Consider the following 21,431-nt stretch of genomic DNA (forward strand, 5'->3'; position numbering starts at 1 on the left):
TATCACAATCCCCTAGCCGCGATGCTACGCATCGCAGGGGGACTCACTTAAACTGTAGCAACCCGAAGTTCAGGGGGTTAGGCTCGCCTGTCAGCGGTGCGGCGAGGCTCTGCGATTCCCGCTCCGGCATGAGCCGCTCGGCGGCAATTGCCCACGTGTCGCCGATTTCCGGCGGAGCGTCTGAGAGCGCACTCCAAGGGATGGCGGCTTCGATGGTCCATGATTCTTCATCTCCGCCAGCTGCTACGAACCACTGCGGATTCCAGGAGGGATCCTGCCAACAGGCATCGTTAGTCCAACCTCGTTGGTCGATTGTGAGATCGAAATAGGTGGTGTAGTCGCGGTCTAAGTCTAACAGAATCCGAACTCGATCGTGGGGCGTCAGGTCCGCGTCGTAAGTGCGAGGCCGTGTGTCGACCTCATACTCAAGCTCAGATGATTTCGCACAACGAATAGCAATGTAAAGGTATTCGTCATCGCGCGAGATGAGAAACTCGGATGACAGGGAAGAATCGTCGGGGCTCAACCCCGTGAACTCTTGCTCCCACATAGGCTCGTCGAGAATCGCGTCGAGGTGGGGCTTCTCCGCAGTAAAGCGGCCATCGACCAGGGGCACGCGGGGCTTAGTTCGCCCCGCATCGGCGAGCCATCGCTCGATGTTGCCGCAACGTTGCCAGGCTTCTCCTGGTGAGCGAAGTGAAAGCGACTCGAGATATTTCTCATGCCCTGCGGGTACCAGACGGTTGCGTTCAGCAATTGCCCAGGGAACGCGAACTTGCGGCTCCGCATACAAGAGGGGCCGTGTGTGGGCGATGTGCTGGGTGATTTGCACTGCGCGGGTGAATCGCTGGAAATCGATACTCTCTTCATAACTGGTCGCAGCGGCCGGTTGCACGGAACCTTCAGGGGTATCACCTTCCGGCACCTCGACGGCAATCGCCTGGGCGACGGCCGGAGTCACCTTGCGGTAGGCTTGGGCGGTTTCTCCACTGGCGTAATACTGCACCAGCCAGACCAAACCTGCGTCAACCAGCGGATCGCTCGGATACCGGCGGGCTAGGAGTTCCAGCGTGGCCGCCTTCAGGTCGAGTTGACCGGCTTCTTGGAAATGCGTCGCCAATTCATAGAGCAGCGAAGCGGCGGCGGTGGGATCCAGGTCGGTAAGCATTTGTCCCACTTGGCCGAGTAGTGCGGGATTGCCACCACTGGCTCGGAAGATGTTGCGCAAGTTACGCCGTTTTTCGGCGAGATGTTGCTGGGCCTGTGCTGCGAGAGGATCCATCAGGGGAACTTGCGCGCGGCGACTGGCACTGCCGAAAGTCGCTCCCAGCCCCGCTATCAGATCGTCGACCTGAGCGGTCGGCTGCCCAGCATGACTTGCCACCAACCGAAACTCGTCTGTAACTCGGGGAGGAGCTAACTGGCGCTGCAGCAGACTGGCGGCGGCAATGCTGGAGTCGGCCAGCGACGTGCCGGCCACATTGTCTTCGGACTGCACCCGATGGGTTCCGCGCTTGCCTGGGGGGAGAAGTGCATAGACGCGGCTAACTTGCCAGGGTGAAAGGGCGAGTTGCTCGCTGAGCTGCGAGAACTGCTCTTCGTCGGCAGCTTTTAACGCGGCCTCCTCCGCTGCGGTGGCAATCTGACTGACAAAAGCCGAACTTTCTTCCGAGGCTTCGGGCACTATAAGGACCTCTGGTCGCCAAGTGCGGACCTGACGGACGATCTCTGCAACGAGCTGCTCGTTAGTATTCTCTGTGATTTCATTCTGAAACTGCCAGGCATTAGTCAATGTGTTGCCACCGAGAAAATGCACCGCTTCCCTAGTACGCATCGAAGCCGAAAACTGATCAAATTGCGAGGCTTCTTGGGAAGAATTCATCAGATGAACGACCGTGCGATAGCCGTCGCACTTGGCGAGCTTGGTCAGCGCGGCGAGCGGTAGTTGGCTGGCATCTTCTAAGACCATCAACACTGCGATGCGGTCACCGGCAGCACGCTGCGTGTGCCAAGTTTGGCCACCATTGCTGGTGTGCAGAATCGTGCCAAGATCACCGACGGCCCAGCCATGTGACTCGTCGATAAACGTAATCTTGTTGAGCGGCGTCTTACTACCGGTGGCAAGACCTTGCCACGATTCACCCGCGTCTGGAGAGTGCAACACGACGCTGCCAGGAGATCCCGCGATCCAAACATTTTCACCCCTGGTTGCCACGGTACGCCACTCGATAGATTCGACGATTTCCTCGGGCAGCATATCCACTCTCTCCCAATGGGCGCCGTCATCGGTGGTGTGAGCGATCAGCCCCGCCTCACCAACGATCCAGCCCGTACCGTCGTCCGCGAGTTTCACCGCATGGGCATCATGAACATTCTTCTCTAAGTTGATGGGCACTGCATCGCCGGCCACCATGCGAGCGATCTGGCCCCCGGGGCCAACGACCATCCCGCGGTGCTGGCTGGTAAAATCGCCGCCCCACCATACCGAAGGTGCAGCGACTCCCAATGCACGCCAGTTGCGACCGCCGTCATCGGTAGCGAACACGCCCAATGGCTCGCCCTCTGAGCCGCGCCCCCAGGCCACGCCGTGATGGGGGTCAAAGAATATCACGCTCTCCAAGGCGGGAACGAAAGCCAATTGCTTCTCCCACGTTTGCCCTCCATCGGTGGTGCGGAGGACGACTGCCTGACTGGTCCAGAGATAGGGCTGCGTCGCGCCCCCCACGGCCCAGCCAAGTTCGCGATTTAGAAAATAGACTCCGCCGAGGTGTACGTCTGCATGCGACTCCTGTTGGTGCCAATGTTCCCCACCATCCAGGGTATGCCAAATGCAACCATGCTCTCCGACGGCCCAGCCATAGGTGGCGTCAACAAAACAGATGTCGTTGAGCGACGCATCATCGACCAGTGGAGCGGAAATCGCCTCGGCTGCAGCAGGCGTGATCGCCGGAGGAAAGGCTTCTTGGGCCAGTAGTTCGACGCTCCAAATAAGCGTAACCCAGAATATGAAACTAAAGCGAACCATGGGCTTCCTGTGCCGCGTGAGATATGTCATCCCCAGGTACTCCGAGGGTCTCCGCAGGCGACTCGCCGTGGCGAGATCTGGCCAGATTTCTCGGAGAACCTCGAAATGACAGGAACGTGAATTCCTGGACTTCCACAGCCTATTCTATTGAATTCTCTCAGTTGGCCTAGCGCAATGGCTCTATCGCGTTGGTAATGCTGTGTCGCATTGTAGGGGATATTCCGACGACCCCACCCGAAGGCCTTTCCTGAGCTATATTTTCGGTATGGGGGCGAGTTTCTCGAATGCACTCGTTTTGCGCCCATTCCTTGCTTGCACTCCCCCGTTAGACCATATGACAGACACTCTCATAGCGTCGAACTTCGAGACCACAGCACCAACGATTGATCAGTTCGTTGGTCGGGTAAAATCGCTATACAGTTTGCCTGTCGTGGCGGCGGAAGTGCTGGAACTCACCGCCTGCCCGCAAGTTGATACCTCGGCACTCAAAGCGTGCATCGAGCGAGACCCTGCGCTGACGGTGCGTATTCTGCGTGTGGTGAATAGTTCGCTCTTCGGATTGAGTCATCCGGTGAGCAATCTGAGCCAAGCGATCACGATGCTCGGTATCAAGCCGCTCAAACTGCTGGTACTCGGATTTAGTTTGCCGGAAGGCTTGTTTGCGAATGTTGCGCGGGAGCAACTCGAGTGGTACTGGTCGACGACTCTAGTTCGTGCGGTGGCCGCGCGGGAAATTAGTGAACAATTGTTTGAACGTCCCGGCGACGAAGCCTTTCTCGCTGGATTGCTGCAAGACATTGGTGTCTTGGCCCTCTTGGGGCAGTTTCAAGAGTCGTACTCCTGTTTCCTGGCAAGCGCAATCGAAAGTGAAGCCAATTTAGAGGAACTCGAAACGGAATCACTTGGCTTTGACCACCTCGAATTGAGTGCCGCCCTCTTGGAGCAGTGGAACATGCCTGCCCCCCTGGGAAGGGCTATCGCGAATGTTCGCACGAGAGAATTTCACGCAGGTGGTGAGACGTCCTCAGATCATCTTACTCGCGTGCTGCAATTGGCCACGCTACTTGGTGAGCTCGTGGGACGCCATCGTTTGAGTAGCTTGCCTGATTTGTTGACCCTGGGTGCCAAGTATTGCGGCCTCGATAAATCTCGCTTGTGTGAACTGGTCTCCGACCTGCAGCCGCGAGTTGAGCAACTTGCCGAGGTTCTCGCTTTGCGCTTGCCAGACGGTCGGGAATACTCCGAGATATTGATTGCCGCCCATGGGCAAATGTCGGCGATCGCGATTGAAGACCCTCTGCCATCAATCTCCGCTTCTGAGAGAACTGGGGATGTTCTCTCGCAAGTTCACGCGGAATCCGCTCGACTTCGATTCGCCGTGCAGGCATTTCTACAAGGCCCCTCAGCAAAAGCTGGACAATCTGCACCTACGATTGATGTTGCAACGTCTTCGCAGACGCGCACCCACGACCATTCCTTCGAGCGTCGCTTGGTGGTTGCTCTGGGAAAATGTCGTGCACAGCGGCAGCCCCTGAGTGTCGTGATGCTGGAAATTGCTTTAGACAATCGATCCGACAAACAACACCAGTCCATACTGAGCGAAATACTGGATACCGTCTGCCGAGAAGAATTCTGCTGTCCGTTAGAAATCCAAGAGTGCACTCCATTTCGTCGAACTTTGATCTTGCCAGGCTGCGATCGTCAGGAGGCGGTTCACACGGCACGAGGTGCACTTCAAGCTATCGAGACTGCCATTGAGCAGCAAAACGCCCTTGATCGGCGAGAGCAAATCCATGTCAGCGCGGGAGTTGCCAGTGCGGCGTTGCCCTCAAGGAATTTCGATGCGTCGCGTCTCTTGCAAGCGGCGAATCGTTGCCTGGCGGGAGCACGCACCTGTGGAACGAACAGCGTAAAAAGCCTGGAAATCTATTGACTTCAGCTCACGGGGATTCTGAAAAGGGCTTTGCCACAGCACTCCGAAGGGTGTAAGATTCCCCGATGAAGAGCGAGGCCCCCACCCCCGGAACCCCATCTGCCCAACCGCCCAAAGAGTCGCTGCCGGAGATGCAGCCCCCGGCAGTCGCGCCGGCAAAGACCTCGGCAGCTGTCCCTGTGGCTAAGCAAACCGAGAGTCCCGGACCGCGTGGCGGTCCGGCTAGGGGGGAATTGGTGGCGGCGACTGATGCGTTTGATGATCCGTCGGTTGCGCATTTACCCGAACTGACGGTCTCCGATCTGCACTTTCGGCCTCAACGGCGAGTTTTGCTACCGATCGTCTTATTTCTCGCGACCTGTGCTTCGACTTTCTGGGTCGGTGTCACCCACTGGGAACCGCTTGAGCCTCGCTACATTGGCACCTATGCCGCGATGGGGCGTATTATTCAGACCAACTGGGCGACTGGCTTACAGTATATGGTCGCCGTGCTGGCTATCTTGCTTACTCACGAGATGGGGCACTTCTTGCAAACGGTCAAGAATCGCATCGCGGCAAGTTATCCGTTGTGCATTCCAGTTCCTTTTAACGCCATCGGTACGATGGGAGCCGTGATCGGCATGGACGGCATGCGCGCGGATCGGCGGCAGATTTTCGATATCGGCATCGCCGGGCCGCTGGCAGGATTGGTGGTGGCGTTCCCTGTCTTATGGTGGGGCATCACTGACTTGGATCTCACGCGCGTGCCACAGCATGGCGAGTTCCAACTTTATCTCCCCTGGATTGCGCAATGGATGCTCGAACGAGCACACCCTCAATGGGCTGGCCGTGAATGGGTTGCCATCTCGCAACTCAATCCGTTCTTCATGGCCGGCTGGGTGGGCATGCTCATAACGGGGCTCAACATGATGCCGATCAGCCAACTCGACGGTGGTCACACGATCTACGCTTTGTTTCTGGAGAAGGCCCACACCCTGGCCAAATGGTTCGTCTCGCTGGCGATTTTTTACGTCGTCAGCAATCTCAACCACGCCGTGATGTGGACCCCGATGCTGGTGCTGGTAATCTTCATGGGCATCCATCATCCACCGACCGCCAATGACAACGTCCCGTTGGGCCCCGTGCGCTGGGCAATCGGTATCGCGTCGCTGGCGATCCCGTTGATCTGTTTCCCGCTGGAAGGGTTTCGGCAGTAGATGGCTAGCAGATGGAAGAGGTCTCATCTGTGCAAGGGATGAGGGATTCAAACGATTATCGTTGTTGCGATTCGAGATCATTGTAAGTCACAACGCCGGTAATTAGCACTCCGCAGTATTCAGGAGAGCTTTGCTCTCTTTGTGCTGAATAGGTACAATCGGAAGAATCGGCTATATTCTCGATTGCGACTCATTCGATTAGCGGATTAGGCATGTGGCGGCGTATTCTCATCGTTGTGCTAATTCTAGTTGGTGTCGCTCTAGTCTGGGGGATGTTTTCCCTTCCGGATTATATGACTGGCGTCCACCAACGTAGCGTTACTCAATCGCTTTCAGATTGGAAAGTCGAGTATAGTAAGATTGAATCACACGATGCAGTCCGTGCGGCTGAAATGCTCGAATATGTCAAGGGTTACTACGTTCCGGCTGAAGGTTATCGAAGCACACCCGAAATCGAGGCAGCCTTGGAATCTCAACGTCAGGATACAATTGATGCATTCGTTGCCGCATTACGCGAATACACGAACAAGGATTTTGGCGAAGATTCTGAAGCGTGGCTAGCTAACCTGCGGACTTCAGATTCATTCGATCTATCCAGAGAAGAGATGAATGAATTCTCAAAGCTTGTAGATGCTCTAAGTGAAGAACATAGTATCGAGAAAGCTCTAGCCGCACGAAGTGAACTTGTTTCGGCAAGTAAACAAGCTTTTCCGGTTCTATTGAATCGTCTCAACGACCAGACCTATACACATATAGAGTTTCTTGGTTCAGTTTCTACTACCGATCTACCCTCTATTGGTCAAGTTTGTTTTGAAATCCTGCGAATACAAATTGAGGGTCGATGGCTAAAGGGAATGATTCAATTTCACATTCTCGACCAGTCGAATATCACTCAGTGGGTCAACAATCATTCGTTGAAGTCGCTGACCGAAATGCGGCAAATTGCCCTGACACAAGCCATACAGAAAGTTGAATCTCAGCCAGAGGACGAGATCGAATCGAAGTACGCGAAAGAGTTTCTCAGATTCTTACGAGACAAGAAGTCCTATATTGAAAAACCTGGATACGACTTTGGCAAGCCAGAAGAGGATCCCTTTGATGAGTTCTAAGGAGGCACGCCAACTAGCGTCGGGCAGGTCGACTATCGGCTCTAAATTGGACGGGCCAACTCCAGTTACCTTGTTGCACGAGCTAGGTACGTAGGGTAGTATCAATCTCACTCGTTATTCATTGAATACATCCATAATCCTCTGCGTTGTTCAGCAATGCTCAAATCACGATACTTCATTTTGCGTCATGAATTTGGCAATGTGGTTGCCATTGAGGCACCGACAAGCATCACAGAGAAGTTGCCTCCAAGTGTTTCAATGAACGGCAATGAGTATTTGCCATTGAGGGACGGGGACACCTTTTTCTTTTGGGACGAACTTTGCAACAAGTCAGGGGCGACGGTAGGTTACACTTTTTTGTTGCCTGAAAGCGACACTTTTGCTAACTCGTCATTTATTCGAAATTCCAACAATGTGAAATTGGATGGTAGTGAGGTCATCGTCCTTCTTGAGCCGTGCAGTGAACCTGTGTGGGAATGTGTTCAAGGATTCCACTCTGAAATATATTGCAACAGTACAGACAAGACTGATTGCTTGATCTGCATGTATGACTGGTCTCAGAACCCTCTTGCTTTTCCGTTGCGGGTGTTGACCAAGCAGCAACTCAAATAGTCGATTTTCCTTGTGATTAACGTACAGTTTCTCTTGAAAAGAGCTTTGTCCAGTTCCTAGTTTACTATTTTGCAATTCGTGAGAACGCCTTCAAGAAAAGCGGCTGATAGCACCATGCCTCGTTCTCTACTTGCAACCTTTGTCTCAATACTGATTGGCGGAGTAGTTGCTTTTGTTGTCATAGTGTTTGTCCTCGAAGGACTGCACACAAAACACACTTTCCCTAACTTGATTGGATTCGTCGCTGGAGCTGGGCTCGGCTGTTTGATTGCGCTCAAAATTCGCAGGTCACTACTAGCTCCAAAGACGCACTCATATAGGCCCTTTACCAATGAACGAGAGCCCCAGGACGATGTGAAATAAGATGCGTCAGCTTCATCGTTCGTCGCGACTGTTGGAATGTCGGTTCGTACCAGCGTGCACATCGACCTTCGTGTTTAACTAGACCGGCGGGCAGATGAATACCTTTCTAACATATGCAGTGCCAATTGCAGTTGTGGTTCTATCACTGGCAGTTGTTCTCCGTTCTTTGCGCTCGGATTCTCTGTTATCGCGTGCCGAATCTGCTAGAAGAGACCGATTAAATGCTCGCACTACTCTAGCCGATGCGGAATTGGTCTCTGGAATCCATGAGGCAGCTGTTCCGAATGATATAGTGATTTCGCTCATTCGAGCATTCGAGGAAGCTCTCGAAGTTGATTGTGGAAAGATCCGTCTGGAAGACCGTTTAAAGAAGGATCTATCGCTAGATGGGGATACTACGACCGATAACGCGGACGAAGCCTTCTACCAACTCTTAAAGGAAAAATACGGCGATTCTTGGGTCTGGAATCCTTCGTGGGAGACCGTTGGTGATGTTATCAGTGGAATAGGTCGACAAATTGCAAGTGGAAACTGAGAGCCGATTGGCTAACACCTTGGATCAAAGGGCCCATGCGCATGTTTCAATCTTCCTCTCCCACGAGACGAGCTCGCGGGGGTCGTGAAGGGTAGCTGTGAGGAGGCCATGCTAGCCAGCGAATCTTTCGCTCCACGGGGACAAGCCCCGTGTGGGCGAGGTACGCCGCTCGACCTGCCCAAAATTAAATGTAAAATATACTTGACATCTTCAATGTAAAGTATATCATACATTCATTGGTGGAGTTTTAATCCCGTTTTTTTCCGCGATCGGAGGTTCTCATGAATGCAATGGAAAAGGTTGCCTGGACCGAGTTGTCGGTCTCGCTGGTTGCGTTGGTGCTGGTTGCGTTTCTGTACCCTTGGCTAGGTGATGGGGCTACTGGAGCGTTTGGGCTAATGGGATTGCTTGGTTTCAGTGTTCTCTTTCTGCGTCAGAGGGGCAAAGAAGTAGTTGTGGATGAGCGTGACCGGGATATTGAGCAGCGGGCTACCAGAATTGGAGTGAACGTCGCCTGGATGACTCTGTTTATGTCACTGGCAGCTATTGTGATGTGGTCGAGTTTTACCGACAGGGACTCTGTTTCTCTCGGTGTCTTGAATTGGCTGATTTGGATTCAATTCGCATTGTGCTTCGCAATCAAAGGCTTTGTCTCGGTCAAATCTTATCGGGATCAGCAGCATGCCGCGTAAGTCGGAACCGCACCTAATGAATTCTGTGCGCGAGTTGCGCACCGAGTCAACAATGACTCAGCAGGATCTGGCAGATTGTGTCGGGGTTACCAGACAGACGATTATTGCCTTGGAGGGAGGGGCCTATACCCCCTCGCTCACCTTGGCACTGAGAATCGCTCGCACCTTCGGGAAGTCGGTCGAACAAGTATTCACTCTCAATGAATAGTGAGCAAGAAAGCTCGGAGTAGCTACCTTCTTGCACTACGATGGTCAGAAGCTGGCCCGAAGTTCACCGGTACTTTGAGGTGCGAATTTCAATTCGACTACCTCCTCCCCTGGCGGCGCAAAGCGGACGCGGAATTTCTTGATAGCATACGCTTGACCATTTTCAAACTTTTCGAAGGAATAGGCCATCGTGATTTCTCTCTTCAGCTCGATCTGCGACTCAATTCGCGCTGACAGCAGTCCGTAAGCCGTGGGGAATTTGTTTAGTTTGATGTGTTTTCCCTGTTCGAACCATGCGCTGGGGACGGTGGGCAGGAGGACGAGCCCGCCATCGGGAATGCCCCCGTCAGTGCGAGTTTCAGTCACCAGGGCATCTCGAATCAGCCACAAAGCTTGTCCTGCGCCGGCACCTAGGGGTTCCGTGAAGGAGATATGCCCTTCGAGGTATCTCTGGGCTTCGTACATGCCGAAGCTCCAGGGGGATTCTCGCACAAGTAGTTCATAGGCAGCATCGTCGAGACGATCCGGAAACAGACTCGCCACTTCTGGAATGGTATATCCGTTGCGGCTGGCGGCGTGGAGAAAGAATGCTTCCAACGATGCAAGGGCTTGGGGTCGAAACCGAAAATCGAGGGCCGAAGCGTTGAGAAGATAGCCGATCGTACCCCCCGCATAGGCCACGTCGAGACCGTGGTAAAATCGCGGCAGACCCGCCCAGAGTCCACCGTGGTGCTGCATGTACTCGTACACTTCACGATCAGGAAACGCCATGGGATCAGCAGCGCACAATTGCAACTGAAGCAAGGAAGGGGCGAAAAGATTCCAATAGTTTCCTAGTCGGGTGTCGGTGAGGGCTTCATATGGTCCCTCATGCTTTCCATCCAGCGAAGGCAAATCGAGTGCCAAAGGGAGGAAAACATCCTCACCGTCTTCTAAAGCAACCTCGCGCATGACCTCATCAATTCTGTTGCGGAGAGCTTCTGCTTCCTGACGCAACTTGTCAGCCACTTCGTGATACGATTCGCCACCTAGATGGTCTAAGACGTCTGCCGTCTCAACGATGCCTTTCCAGCAGATGGCTGTCGCGTATAGACTTGTCGCTGGATCGCGAATATCGCCGCCATAGATATGGGGTGGCAGTAAGCCACGAGTTAGCGGAGACCGTTCTTGCTGATTTTCTCGGCGGACTCGGCTGGTCCACTCCGCGCACTCGATCATCGCTGGCGCTACTGAGGCCAGCCACTCGGGATCGTTGGTCAGTCGAGCCACGACTGCCGCTGCCCAGGGTGCGGCTCCATTTCGCGACTGGTGATGGACATTCGACTTATCCAAATTCTGAGGATCCAGCATGATTTTGGCTTGGCGCTGGGCTTCCTTGCCGCGGCCCCATTGGGCAAGGGCAACTACAGGCCAAGCCTCTTCGATGCCAAAGTAGTACTGATAGAAATACGCCCCGTAACTGAGCCGATCACGACCCTGGTAGTTCACACGCGTAATCGACTCGACTTGGGCTTGCCAGGCTTCAATGCGATCCTGCCACTGGGACGAAGGAAGTTTCACCTGGGCGCCGAGTGACAGAATTCGATCCCACTGACGTCGAAACTCAGCTTCAGCACGTGCAAAAGCAGGAAGAAGAGATGATTTTTGTTCATGCGGTATCCCCTCCTGGGGAGTAGCCAGCTCAACGAAACCCTTTTCGTCAGGCGTAAATACCAGCAGCATCTCCAAAGGTCCGCAATTCTCAAGCAAGAAGTCTTGTGGAGATCCGAGCACGACCCGATCCCATTCATCAAGTAGCTTCCGTCCTTGCTGGCGATAACCTGGCTGCAAGGTGAAAAAGGGAATCGGAGTCCGTTCGCGCGTTTTATCGTCCCAGTAGTGGGCATTTGGTCGGCGCCCTATACCAACGGCTAATCGAGTATCAGGAGAGGTGTTCTCGATGTGGAACCGGACGAAGAGAATCGGACTTGGAGTTCCTGCTGATTGGAAGGAGAACATGGACTGATGGACGGTCGCCCCTTCATGCATCCATTCCACGTTCCATTGGGGAAGCAACTTGCTTGCAGTGGTCTTCGAGAAGCTAGTTCGTGCCGACAAGGGTGCGGGACGAATCAAGCGATCGCCAATCTTAAGTGCCGGAGCAAACCAGTGATCTTCCTTGCCGCCCTCATTAAGATCGCGCCTCTTCCAAGTGGTCAACCACTGGCCATTCTGGTAGGCAAAGGCTGGACTCGCATCATGTGGCGAGGCGAGCAACACTTTCTGAAAGTCGAGCGGCAAGCCGGCGGCGGCGAGCTGGTCCCAAGCCAATTCCTGAGAGATTCCTTCAGGTAGAATCGGATCAATGAGGCTGGTTTGCTGGCTGGCAATTTCTGCTTCGCTGAGCGAGATGTCGCCTATCTCTGGCGGCAAGCTCTCCGCAAACTTACCAGCTTCATCGATCTGCACCGTCGGCGATTCTGGAAGAAAAGATTCATCAACAACCAGGATTTGATCCCAAAAAGAATCGCGACTTGGGACGACACTAAGATTAATAGTCCTTCCGCGATATTGTGCTGGCAATTGCCATTGAACCGCTCGCAACTCCTGAAAGGGAGCGATTGGAATCTCCGTCATTTCAGTGAAGGCGATTTCAAGCCCCTTGTCATCCGTAACGCTATCCGGTGCATAAGAGTGATCACCGAATTTGAGAAAACAGACGATCCCATCAGAGGGGACCTCCAACGTGGTCCTGCCATTTTCGAGTGGCAATCGCGTGATCCCGTCAGCAAAGGCAGTAGCAGCAACTGATACAAGCGCAAACGAGCATAGTAAGATTCGCAGTGACATAGACTAGAGACCCTTTGACAAGCAATCATTCCATAGGACAATCCCCACGGCAGGCATTCATCGTATTGGCTTTTAACTTTGAGACAAAGGCCCTAGAATGGTCAGCCTTACTTGTCGCTGTATTTCAACGGTCTACTAAGGAGTTCTCAAAATGATTCGCGTCCTGTGTTCGCTGGGGATTTTTGTTTCTTTCATCGCTTCTGCCACCGGCCAGGGCCTCGATGATTTCTACAAGCTTGGTCCCGATTCGCTGCCACAAGAGGGAGTACCCCAGGGAGAAATCAACGGTCCGCATGTGATAGCAAGTGAAGCCTTTCCCGGCACTCAGCATACCTATTGGGTCTATGTTCCTGCACAGTATGACTCTGAGGTGCCAGCCAGTCTGATGATCTTTCAGGATGGGCAGGCATTCATCAATGAAAAAGGGCCACTTCGCGCTCGGCATGTGCTCGATAACTTGATTCATCGACGGGAAATCCCTGTCATGATCGCCGTGTTTATCAATCCGGGCCGCATGCCGGAGCAACCGGAAGCGAATCCGAAAGAATGGGGTGACAAGACATCCAATCGCCCTGAGGAGTACAACTCGCTCGACGACCGCTACGCTCGTGTGATTATAAATGAGTTGATGCCCGAGCTTACGAAGTCGTACAACATCGCCCCGGAAGCGGAGCGGCATGGCATCGGCGGCGTGAGTTCCGGTGCCATCGCCGCGTTCACTGTCGCTTGGGAACGGCCCGACCAGTTCAGCAAAGTGCTCAGCATTGTCGGTAGTTTTACTAACATTCGAGGCGGGCATGTGTATCCAGAAAAAGTTCGGGAGAGCGAGAAAAAACCAATCCGTGTGTTTTTCCAGGATGGCCGTAACGACCTTCGTGGCACGCGCCGTGGCAAGGGCAAATACGATCCCACATGGGATTGGTTTCTGCAAAACGTGCGACTCGTAGAGGCAATGACCGAGAAAGGCTACGATATCAATTACTGTTGGGGAATTGGCTTACACGGCTCCGCTCAGGGTGGTGCGATGCTTCCCGAAATGATGCGCTGGCTCTGGCGAGATCACGGCGCGAGTACTGATCCGGAGGATACCGTCGAGCGGAGCTTCAACAGACCTTAGGACTACACAGAAACCGCCAGCTTTGCCCCGCGATAGAGAATCTCCGCGGCGGATTTTGATTTCACGGCAAGCTGGGGAGGTTGCTCTCCACGACAGAGTACGACCAGCGAATCGCCTGGATCGATTTGGCAGTCGAACGCCGGATCGACGACGACTTCCCCCGCCTGGCGATTGATCGCCACAATGAGAAACTTGTGGTCGGAGGTCGTGGTGATTTCTGCAATCTGATGACCGGCTATCAATTCATTGGCCGTGACTTCATGCATCTGCAAGCCGATCTGCGATAACTCATGCTGCAATTGCTCATTTCGCTCGGGGTCAGCCAGCAACTCCTCGCGGCTGGGATGGGTAATGAGTTGGGCCATCCGTTTCCCTCCAATAACGGCGGGCGATACGACGTGGGTCGCGCCACTGCGAAGTAGTTTTTTCTCGGTAGCAGGATGTTCAGCGCGTGCGATGATCTCAACGTCAGGATTGAGTACCCGCGCTGTGAGTGTAATAAACACATTCGCAGCATCATCAGGCAAAACCGTCGCCAGCACCGATGCATTCTGTACTCCAGCACTTAATAGTACTTCATCCTCGGTAGCATTCCCTTGCAATACAAGACAATGTAATTGCTCCGCGGCAGCAAGCTTGTCATCATCTTGATCGATCACCACAAAAGGCTTCCCCGCAGCCTGCAGATCGTTCACCAGAATACTGCCAGCCCTGCCAAAGCCACATACTATGGCGTGATCTCGCAGTTCTTCGATTCCTTTGGTCATGCGACGATTGTTCAGCGCACGATTGATCTCGCCTTCCATCAACATTTGTACCAATCCTCCACCAGTATAAATGGCTGACCCATAACCAAACACGATGAGTAAAATGGTCATCATCCGCAGTTGCGGTGTCTCGATGGGATGGACCTCGCCATATCCGACCCCGAAAATTGTGATGGTTACCATATAGATGGCATCCATCACATTCCAGCCGGCCATCATGTAGCCGATGGTCGCCAGCACACACGTCAACACAAAGAACGTGATGCCTTCAGCGAGTCGACGCATTGATGGGGACACTGCGCAGCACCGTTCTCAGAGAACCATCTGGAATCTTATGGGCAAGTTTTACTTGATGAACAACATTTCTTGGTAGGTTGGCAGGGGCCACAGATCGTCGGCGACCCACCCTTCTAGCAAATCGGCATATTGCCGAACGGCAGCCATGGCCGGGAGTATCTCCTCAATGAAGTATTTCGCGTGCTCTTGTGTGGAGTCCTCGATGGGATCTGCCAGACATGCCTCCAGCACGGAGACGCTGTCCTGCAAAGCCTTTACTAACTCCGTGACTTTCTCCAGCGTGTCGGTATCAAAATCGATTCCCACCGCAGCCAGATTCGCACAGGCTGAGGCGAGTTGACTCTGATAGCGAACTGCCGCGGGGAAGATCAGGGTCTTGGCCATTTCCACAGTAAGCTTGGCCTCAACAGAAACCGTATTGCAATACTGTTCCAAATAGGTTTCCAAGCGGCTCTCCAGCTCTCGCTCGCTGAGAACGCCGTACTTGGAGAAGATCTCCTTGACCCCGGGGCCTTCGAGTTCAGGAAGTGCATCGACGGTCGTCTTGAGATTCAACAGTCCTCGCTTCTCAGCCTCTTCGTGCCAGGCATCGGAATAGCCATCGCCATTGAAAATGATAGGTTCGCACTCCGTGATCAATTCGGTAAGCAAAGTCTGCAGTGCGCCGTGTAGTTTGCTGGTATCACCATCGATGGCCTTTTCCAGCTTGGTCGCACAATAGTCGAGCGACTCGGAAATGATTGTGTTCATCACTACCAAAGGACCTGCGATTGATTGGTTTGATCCAACCGCGCGGAACTCGAAGCGATTGCCAGTGAAGGCAAATGGACTCGTGCGGTTGCGGTCCCCTGCATCCTTAGGAAGCGGAGGCAATACATCGACTCCTACACCCAGCGTCCCTTTGGCAATCGAGGATTTTGCACCACCCGCCTTGATTTGCTCAAAGACGTCGGTGAGCTGATCGCCGAGGAAGATGGAAATGATTGCCGGTGGTGCTTCGTTGGCACCCAACCGATGGTCGTTTCCTGCCGTAGCTACCGAGGCCCGCAGCAATCCCTGATTCAGATAGACGGCCCGGATGACGGCAGCACAAAACACCAAGAATTGGGCATTCTCATGCGGCGTCTCACCAGGATCCAAGAGATTTCCCTGGGAGGAACTACCGAGCGACCAGTTCACGTGCTTGCCGGAACCGTTCACACCTGCGAAGGGTTTTTCATGGGTGAGACATGCCATGCCGTATTTCTCGGCAACACGCTTGAGTGTAATCATCACTAAATGTTGATGATCGTTGGCCAGGTTCGCCGATTCGAACACCGGAGCAATCTCGTACTGCCCCGGAGCGACTTCGTTATGCCGCGTCTTCACGGGAATTCCCAGCTTGAGTAGTTCACGTTCTGAATCGAGCATGAAGGCGAGCACTCGCTCGGGAATTGCACCGAAATAATGATCATCGAACTCCTGCCCCTTCGGGGGAGTTGCTCCAAACAGAGTTCTGCCAGCGGTGAATAAATCGGGGCGGGAAAAATAGAAGTGGCGATCTATTAAGAAATACTCTTGTTCGGGACCAGCAGTCGATGACACGAACGACCCATCTGCGTGACCGAACAAACTAAGAATCCGCTGAGCCTGGCTATTGAGGGCCTGCATCGAGCGTAGCAAAGGTGTTTTCTTGTCGAGTGCTTCCCCGGTCCAGGAGACAAATGCTGTAGGGATGCAGAGCGTTGTGCCGTTGGGATTTTCCAGAATATAGGCCGGGCTGGTGACGTCCCAGATGGTATAGCCTCGGGCTTCAAAAGTAGCGCGAATGCCTCCCGTAGGAAAGCTCGAACCGTCTGGCTCACCTTGGATGAGTTGCTTGCCGGTAAATTCGGTAACCGCTCCACCGTTGCCATCCGGCGAGAGAAAGCTATCGTGCTTCTCGGCTGTGGCGCCCGTTAGAGGATAGAATACATGGGCATAGTGGGTGGCACCTTTTTCGATCGCCCAATCTTTCATCGCTGAAGCCACGACGTCAGCTATTTCCGGATCAAGTTTCTCCCCCACCTCAATGGTTTTCATCAAAGACTTGTAGATTGGCTTGGGTAGCCGATCTTTCATCACCGACTTGCTAAACACATTTTCGCCGAAGAGTCGGTGGGCAGGTGTCTTGGCAAAATCGAGTGGCTGAGAAAAAGGCTGATAATTCGTGACCGCGGCAATTGCTGCCATCCGGGAAGACATCCCTCCAGAGGAAAATCCACCGCCGCCCGCGGCAGCTCCAAAGCTCTTTCTCTCTTCGGACCCAACAGACGGTTCAGCGTAGCTCATTGTGCTCATGGCACCACCTTTCCTTACCAGGAGACCTACCTATACCATATACGTAGGTGCAAAAATGACTGGATATACCTCCACCCCCTAGGCAGAGGTATACCCCAGTCTATTAGCGCCAATCCGTGGCAAGCCGGGGACGAGCGAGATCCGTGCTCATCTATTTACGACAACATCTATTTTCAACGGTCTTGATCTTGCCATTTCTGCGAGCTAGCAACATCTATGCTTATGCCACTTTGATAGGCATACTATGCTTTCTTTGCAGACACACATTCTCCACGTCATTGATGGACCTCACTTACAAAACACGAGGACTATCAATCCGCGATGAGAGAGGTAGTGATTCACGTAGGCAGTAAATCAAGACATATCACACGCACGGTCTAAAAAATTAATGGCGGACTTCCTTCAGAGCTCGCGATTATTTCTGAACACCAAACCAAGCCAACTAACAAGTTCAGTTCAATAGAAGCAAAACTCGTGCCGCCAGCCGAGATCGAGTCCTCAGATCAAGCCTGCTCCGTCAACCAGGCAAGTGTAAACTGCCGCATTATCTGCAAAATCCCAGGAGAAAAGCCTGGAATTCAGATGTAACACGCCGACTATGTCTACGAACGTCGTGCAACTGCGAATAAGATAGGTTGACCAGTCAAGTTATCTGCTTTTTGCAGAAGTGAAAGGCGGATAGCCTTGCTGCCTAGCTTCCTTACTTTCAACCCCACACTCCAAAACCATTCATGAAAATCACTGCCACAACTGTTTTGATCTGCATTGCCATGGCTACGACGGCGGCGACCGTCTATGCCGTAGGGATCGCGCCGGAGACTTCGGTGGACGAAGCTGGAGATTCATCGCGACACCTGGTGCTGATGATCGTTTATGCGACAGTTGCCTTGTTCTTCTCGTCGCTCTGTTCGGTTGCTGAAGCAGTTCTGTTGAGCGTAACCCCATCGTATATCGCGAACCTCAAGCAGACATCACCCGGTACTGCCAGTCGTCTCGGCAAGGTGAAGGGAAATATCGACCGCTCGCTCGCGGCGATTCTCACACTCAACACCATTGCCCACACTGTCGGTGCGGGAGGTGCCGGGGCCGAGGCGGCAGCTTATTTCGGCACAGAATACGTCGGCGTAGCGATGGCTGTGCTCACGCTGCTGATTCTCTTTGTCTCGGAGATTATTCCCAAAACAATTGGGGCCCTCTATTGGCGCGGGCTCGCCCCGCTGACGGCTCGATTCGTGCAACTGCTGACTTGGATACTCTATCCATTGTTGTTGATTTCCGATTTGCTGACCAAGCTGATCACGCGCGGCAAAGCAGTCCATACAATTAGTCGTGACGAAATTGCGGCCATGGCCGAACTAGGCATGGCATCGGGGCAACTTGACGAGAGCGAATCGAGAATGCTCAAGAACGTGTTTCGCCTGCCGGGCTTGCAGGTCTCCGACGTCATGACTCCTCGAACGGTCGTCTTCGCTCTGCAACAGGATCTCACTGCAGCAGAGGTCATCACAGCGCATCCGACCATGGTTTTCTCGCGAATTCCCGTCTACGCGGCCCATCGGGATGAGGTGACAGGATTTGTGCTCAAGAGCGATCTCTATGCCAACATGGTTAACGGAGAGGGGGCGGCACAACTTCGTGACCTCAAGCGCGGCATCAGCAGCGTGCCCGATCAAATGCCACTGAATGTCGCACTGGATAAGATGCTCACTTTGCGCGAACATGTTCTGTTGGTCGTCGACGAGCATGGTGGCATGGATGGAATCGTCACACTCGAAGACGTCGTCGAAACGCTCATCGGAATTGAGATCGTCGACGAAGCCGATCAAATCGATGATATGCGCCGCCTGGCCCGCCAGAAGTGGCGCGAGCGCATGGAACGCGTCGGGATTGATGTGGACAGTTTTGATGAGAAATTTGAAGAATAGGTCAAGGCCTGCGAGTAATTGCCTAAACTCACTGCTCCGATGCTAGACCTCCCACTCGCGTATGGGCCGCTCACGGAAGCGGTTCGCTTCGGCATCCTCTGGAAAAGACTCCGACTGTGGATCGAACTTGAGCTTACGCTGAAGTACCCAGGCGATCGCGGCGGCGTGGGATGCTACGTGCGAGTGGCGCATGATCCGGTTGCTGGCGTTTGGTTCCTTGCGCGAACGCATGCAGTCGAGAAAGTTGCGCGTATGCAGCGTAGCATCGATGCCCCGTATGCGCTTTTGGGATGGAGGGAGTTCTGCTTGTAGTGCTTCAGTCGATGCGACGATTTCTCCCTCATCTCCGGTTTCAACCGAGCCACGCTCGCCTTCGAATCGCACCGGGCACGTACCCAGCCGTGTGATGAAGTGTGGCTCACGTTTTCCAAATGGTTCTGGCAGGAAATCAAGCGATACTTCCACACCGCTGGCATAGCGGCACATGATTTTGTCGCTGAGTGGTTCAAATTCAATGGGTCCCGTATCGTCGCTGCCGTTGGCCCATTGGCAGAGGTCCAATGTGTGAGCAGCCCAATCGAGCAAACTGCATCCCGCATCAAAATCCCACACCTTCCGCCACTTGCCTTCGACATATTCGTGGTTGTAAGGCCTCCACATCGCGGGTCCCAACCACATATTCCATTCGAGCGAGTCGGGATCAAATTCCTCTCGGGATAGCCAGGTATTTTGCAGTGTCGGCTCATAGACCGAGGCGTGAAGTGTATGCAGCTTTCCGAGTTTTCCGTTGTGCACAAATTCCACGGCGGTTTGGAAATTCGGCACGCTACGGCGCTGCGTACCCGCCTGGAAGATCCGCCCGGTCTTTTGGATTGTATCGTCGAGTTGTTGGCACAAGCCCATTGTCAACCCACATGGCTTTTCGCAATAGATATCCTTACCAGCCTCGGCGGCGAGCATCGATGCGGTAGCATGCCAACGATCACCGGTGGCAATAAGCACTGCGTCGATGTCCTGACGCTCAAGCAATTTGCGGAAATCGGTGTAAGTCTTACACTCGGTGTTGCCGTAGTGTTTGTCGATTGCCGCCTTGCCATCATCGCGATGTTGCTTCCAGACGTCGGCCAGGGCAACACACTGGGCATCTTCGTGGGTAAGCATCGAGGAGAGTACATACTTGCAGCGAGAACCGTAGCCGATTACGCCGTAGCGGATTTGATCGTTGGCCCCAACCGAGGGCTTGCTGCCTGTCGTCTCGGCCACTGCCATTCCCGCTGCCAAAGAACTCGTCGCCAGGGTGGTAGCAGTATTAAGGATAAATTCACGCCGCGTTTTATGTGAGAGTTCTTTCATTGAGTGTTCCTTGGAAATCAAACAGACAGATTGAAATATTGAATATACTGGCGACAGTCGCTTAGATCAGCAGGAGGTGTAAAGTGAGACATTATGATTCTCTCATTCATTACGCGAGTAGATAAACCATTCTACAAAAAGCGGCTGGCTAAGCCAGTCGCGCCTGGCAAGGTTGCTCGCCACAGTCAACCTAGATTCATCCCTTAGCTTCCCCAAACCAACTAGACTTCACTCTTCAACGATTTGGCCGAAAGCGATGTCGTGCCCGTCGATATCCTGGATGCCGAATTCCTTCACTCCGTAAGGTTTAAGATGGAGCGAATAGTCGATCTTGGCGTCGTTCTGTTGGAACTCTGTGTACAATGCCTCGACGTCGTCGACCCAAAAATTGGCGTTCCACATTTTGTCGACGATCTGCCAATGGGGAACAATCTCTGTGTGAGAACCCACCTGGCTGAGCATTACTGTTAAGCCATCGCGCCGCACCATACAGAAGTTCGGCGGCTCGCCCCAAAAGCGATCATAAGAAAACCCCAGCTTCTCGCGGTAGTACTCAGCAGCGGCTACGACATCATGCACGAGTAGCACAGGTGACACGGCCAATAGACTTGCCATTAGTTTCACTATACCTCAATTTTAAGATGAATCCAGCTTCGGAAGTATTGCTGCCTGTTCGTAATTTTGGACGAAGTAACGTTTGCCCCGCCGGACGATCGCATGTCCTTCGGCAGCTAGCCGCCGTTTCAAATTCGTGATCCCCCCTGGATATTTTGGATTGAGCTCGCCATCTTTCTTGAGAGTTCTCCAGTAGGGCGTGATCCGCTTTCGTCCCTCCTCTTCTGACTCATTCGCTGCATGAGAGGCAATCCAGGCGAAGATTCCCGTCGTCATGGGGCAGGCAACGGAAGCACGATGTTTTTTTGCCAGGGAGTTGCGAATCAAATCAATCGTCGTCAACTTGCCCCGCCGAATCGCTTTCATCGCCGCATCGACCTCCAATGGCGCTGGAACAACAACTGTCCCCGTTCCGAGCCGCTGCGACATTTTTCCGGTGATCTTCACGACCTTGGGAAGCCCTTTGTCGTCAGCAAGTTTTTCGCGCCAGGATTTTTTGTGGGCCATGTTTCACCTCAGGCCTGAGAAGAAGAAAAG

At 53.5% G+C, this 21,431-nt stretch carries 16 protein-coding genes; 9 read left to right on the forward strand and 7 right to left on the reverse strand.

What is annotated here, in order from left to right:
• Positions 1 to 43: 43 nt before the first annotated feature.
• Positions 44 to 3,025, reverse strand: a complete 2,982-nt coding sequence (locus Pr1d_RS24335; protein WP_210417827.1) for a YCF48-related protein — start codon at positions 3,023 to 3,025, stop codon at positions 44 to 46.
• Between the two features lie 334 nt (positions 3,026 to 3,359).
• On the opposite strand from Pr1d_RS24335, the gene Pr1d_RS24340 reads away from it, so the two are divergent.
• The 7 genes from Pr1d_RS24340 to Pr1d_RS24370 all read left to right on the forward strand — a co-directional run bounded on the left by Pr1d_RS24340 (position 3,360) and on the right by Pr1d_RS24370 (position 9,673).
• A complete protein-coding gene (locus tag Pr1d_RS24340) occupies positions 3,360 to 4,958 on the forward strand; it encodes an HDOD domain-containing protein (protein ID WP_168205468.1) in 1,599 nt (532 codons plus the stop codon).
• Between the two features lie 65 nt (positions 4,959 to 5,023).
• On the forward strand, positions 5,024 to 6,154 hold the full coding sequence (locus tag Pr1d_RS24345) for a site-2 protease family protein (protein WP_148075959.1): 1,131 nt from the start codon (positions 5,024 to 5,026) through the stop codon (positions 6,152 to 6,154).
• A gap of 212 nt (positions 6,155 to 6,366) precedes the next feature.
• A complete protein-coding gene (locus Pr1d_RS24350) occupies positions 6,367 to 7,263 on the forward strand; it encodes a hypothetical protein (protein WP_148075960.1) in 897 nt (298 codons plus the stop codon).
• A gap of 156 nt (positions 7,264 to 7,419) precedes the next feature.
• Positions 7,420 to 7,875 (forward strand): hypothetical protein, encoded by a 456-nt coding sequence (locus Pr1d_RS24355; protein WP_148075961.1) that lies wholly within the window; start codon positions 7,420 to 7,422, stop codon positions 7,873 to 7,875.
• A gap of 655 nt (positions 7,876 to 8,530) precedes the next feature.
• On the forward strand, positions 8,531 to 8,773 hold the full coding sequence (locus tag Pr1d_RS24360) for a hypothetical protein (RefSeq protein ID WP_148075962.1): 243 nt from the start codon (positions 8,531 to 8,533) through the stop codon (positions 8,771 to 8,773).
• A gap of 281 nt (positions 8,774 to 9,054) precedes the next feature.
• Positions 9,055 to 9,465: a DUF2178 domain-containing protein gene (locus Pr1d_RS24365; RefSeq protein ID WP_148075963.1), complete on the forward strand. Its 411-nt coding sequence runs from the start codon at positions 9,055 to 9,057 to the stop codon at positions 9,463 to 9,465.
• Between the two features lie 16 nt (positions 9,466 to 9,481).
• Positions 9,482 to 9,673: a helix-turn-helix transcriptional regulator gene (locus Pr1d_RS24370; RefSeq protein ID WP_210417828.1), complete on the forward strand. Its 192-nt coding sequence runs from the start codon at positions 9,482 to 9,484 to the stop codon at positions 9,671 to 9,673.
• Positions 9,674 to 9,717: 44 nt separating this feature from the next.
• On the opposite strand, the gene Pr1d_RS24375 is transcribed toward Pr1d_RS24370, so the two are convergent.
• Complete coding sequence (locus Pr1d_RS24375; RefSeq protein ID WP_148075965.1) at positions 9,718 to 12,501, reverse strand: hypothetical protein; 2,784 nt, start codon at positions 12,499 to 12,501, stop codon at positions 9,718 to 9,720.
• 151 nt (positions 12,502 to 12,652) lie between these two features.
• On the opposite strand from Pr1d_RS24375, the gene Pr1d_RS24380 reads away from it, so the two are divergent.
• The gene (locus tag Pr1d_RS24380) at positions 12,653 to 13,618 is read left to right on the forward strand and encodes an alpha/beta hydrolase (protein ID WP_148075966.1); all 966 of its coding nucleotides are present in this window, start codon (positions 12,653 to 12,655) and stop codon (positions 13,616 to 13,618) included.
• Positions 13,619 to 13,620: 2 nt separating this feature from the next.
• Here Pr1d_RS24380 and Pr1d_RS24385 read toward each other — a convergent pair whose 3' ends face one another.
• Together Pr1d_RS24385 and Pr1d_RS24390 are read right to left on the reverse strand one after the other, a co-directional pair.
• Positions 13,621 to 14,682, reverse strand: coding sequence for a potassium channel family protein (locus Pr1d_RS24385; protein WP_148075967.1), 1,062 nt, complete (start codon positions 14,680 to 14,682; stop codon positions 13,621 to 13,623).
• A gap of 48 nt (positions 14,683 to 14,730) precedes the next feature.
• Positions 14,731 to 17,001, reverse strand: a complete 2,271-nt coding sequence (locus Pr1d_RS24390; protein WP_238476585.1) for a glutamine synthetase III family protein — start codon at positions 16,999 to 17,001, stop codon at positions 14,731 to 14,733.
• A 731-nt stretch (positions 17,002 to 17,732) separates the two neighbouring features.
• Here Pr1d_RS24390 and Pr1d_RS24395 point away from each other — a divergent pair.
• Complete coding sequence (locus Pr1d_RS24395; protein WP_210417829.1) at positions 17,733 to 18,926, forward strand: CNNM domain-containing protein; 1,194 nt, start codon at positions 17,733 to 17,735, stop codon at positions 18,924 to 18,926.
• Positions 18,927 to 18,968: 42 nt separating this feature from the next.
• Here the strand turns inward: Pr1d_RS24395 and Pr1d_RS24400 are convergent, their stop codons facing one another.
• The 3 genes from Pr1d_RS24400 to Pr1d_RS24410 all read right to left on the reverse strand — a co-directional run bounded on the left by Pr1d_RS24400 (position 18,969) and on the right by Pr1d_RS24410 (position 21,401).
• Positions 18,969 to 20,279 carry a Gfo/Idh/MocA family protein gene (locus Pr1d_RS24400; RefSeq protein WP_148075968.1) on the reverse strand — a complete coding sequence of 437 codons (1,311 nt, stop codon included), beginning with the start codon at positions 20,277 to 20,279 and terminating at the stop codon, positions 18,969 to 18,971.
• 228 nt (positions 20,280 to 20,507) lie between these two features.
• Entirely contained in the window at positions 20,508 to 20,894 is a 387-nt protein-coding gene (locus tag Pr1d_RS24405) for a VOC family protein (protein WP_148075969.1), read from the reverse strand.
• A gap of 21 nt (positions 20,895 to 20,915) precedes the next feature.
• Positions 20,916 to 21,401: an MGMT family protein gene (locus Pr1d_RS24410; RefSeq protein WP_148075970.1), complete on the reverse strand. Its 486-nt coding sequence runs from the start codon at positions 21,399 to 21,401 to the stop codon at positions 20,916 to 20,918.
• Positions 21,402 to 21,431 lie beyond the last annotated feature (30 nt).

The sequence above is a fragment of the Bythopirellula goksoeyrii genome, from assembly GCF_008065115.1.
Classification (GTDB): Bacteria; Planctomycetota; Planctomycetia; order Pirellulales; family Lacipirellulaceae; genus Bythopirellula; species Bythopirellula goksoeyrii.

Bases quoted from the DNA above. Each gene is read 5' to 3' on its own strand.
- Pr1d_RS24400 (WP_148075968.1), bottom strand. From the start codon at position 20,279: ATGAAAGAACTCTCACATAAAACGCGGCGTGAATTTATCCTTAATACT.
- Pr1d_RS24375 (WP_148075965.1), bottom strand. From the start codon at position 12,501: ATGTCACTGCGAATCTTACTATGCTCGTTTGCGCTTGTATCAGTTGCT.
- Pr1d_RS24350 (WP_148075960.1), top strand. From the start codon at position 6,367: ATGTGGCGGCGTATTCTCATCGTTGTGCTAATTCTAGTTGGTGTCGCT.
- Pr1d_RS24410 (WP_148075970.1), bottom strand. From the start codon at position 21,401: ATGGCCCACAAAAAATCCTGGCGCGAAAAACTTGCTGACGACAAAGGG.
- Pr1d_RS24335 (WP_210417827.1), bottom strand. From the start codon at position 3,025: ATGGTTCGCTTTAGTTTCATATTCTGGGTTACGCTTATTTGGAGCGTC.
- Pr1d_RS24345 (WP_148075959.1), top strand. From the start codon at position 5,024: ATGAAGAGCGAGGCCCCCACCCCCGGAACCCCATCTGCCCAACCGCCC.
- Pr1d_RS24395 (WP_210417829.1), top strand. From the start codon at position 17,733: ATGAAAATCACTGCCACAACTGTTTTGATCTGCATTGCCATGGCTACG.
- Pr1d_RS24390 (WP_238476585.1), bottom strand. From the start codon at position 17,001: ATGAGCACAATGAGCTACGCTGAACCGTCTGTTGGGTCCGAAGAGAGA.
- Pr1d_RS24365 (WP_148075963.1), top strand. From the start codon at position 9,055: ATGAATGCAATGGAAAAGGTTGCCTGGACCGAGTTGTCGGTCTCGCTG.
- Pr1d_RS24370 (WP_210417828.1), top strand. From the start codon at position 9,482: ATGAATTCTGTGCGCGAGTTGCGCACCGAGTCAACAATGACTCAGCAG.
- Pr1d_RS24355 (WP_148075961.1), top strand. From the start codon at position 7,420: ATGCTCAAATCACGATACTTCATTTTGCGTCATGAATTTGGCAATGTG.
- Pr1d_RS24340 (WP_168205468.1), top strand. From the start codon at position 3,360: ATGACAGACACTCTCATAGCGTCGAACTTCGAGACCACAGCACCAACG.
- Pr1d_RS24405 (WP_148075969.1), bottom strand. From the start codon at position 20,894: ATGGCAAGTCTATTGGCCGTGTCACCTGTGCTACTCGTGCATGATGTC.
- Pr1d_RS24380 (WP_148075966.1), top strand. From the start codon at position 12,653: ATGATTCGCGTCCTGTGTTCGCTGGGGATTTTTGTTTCTTTCATCGCT.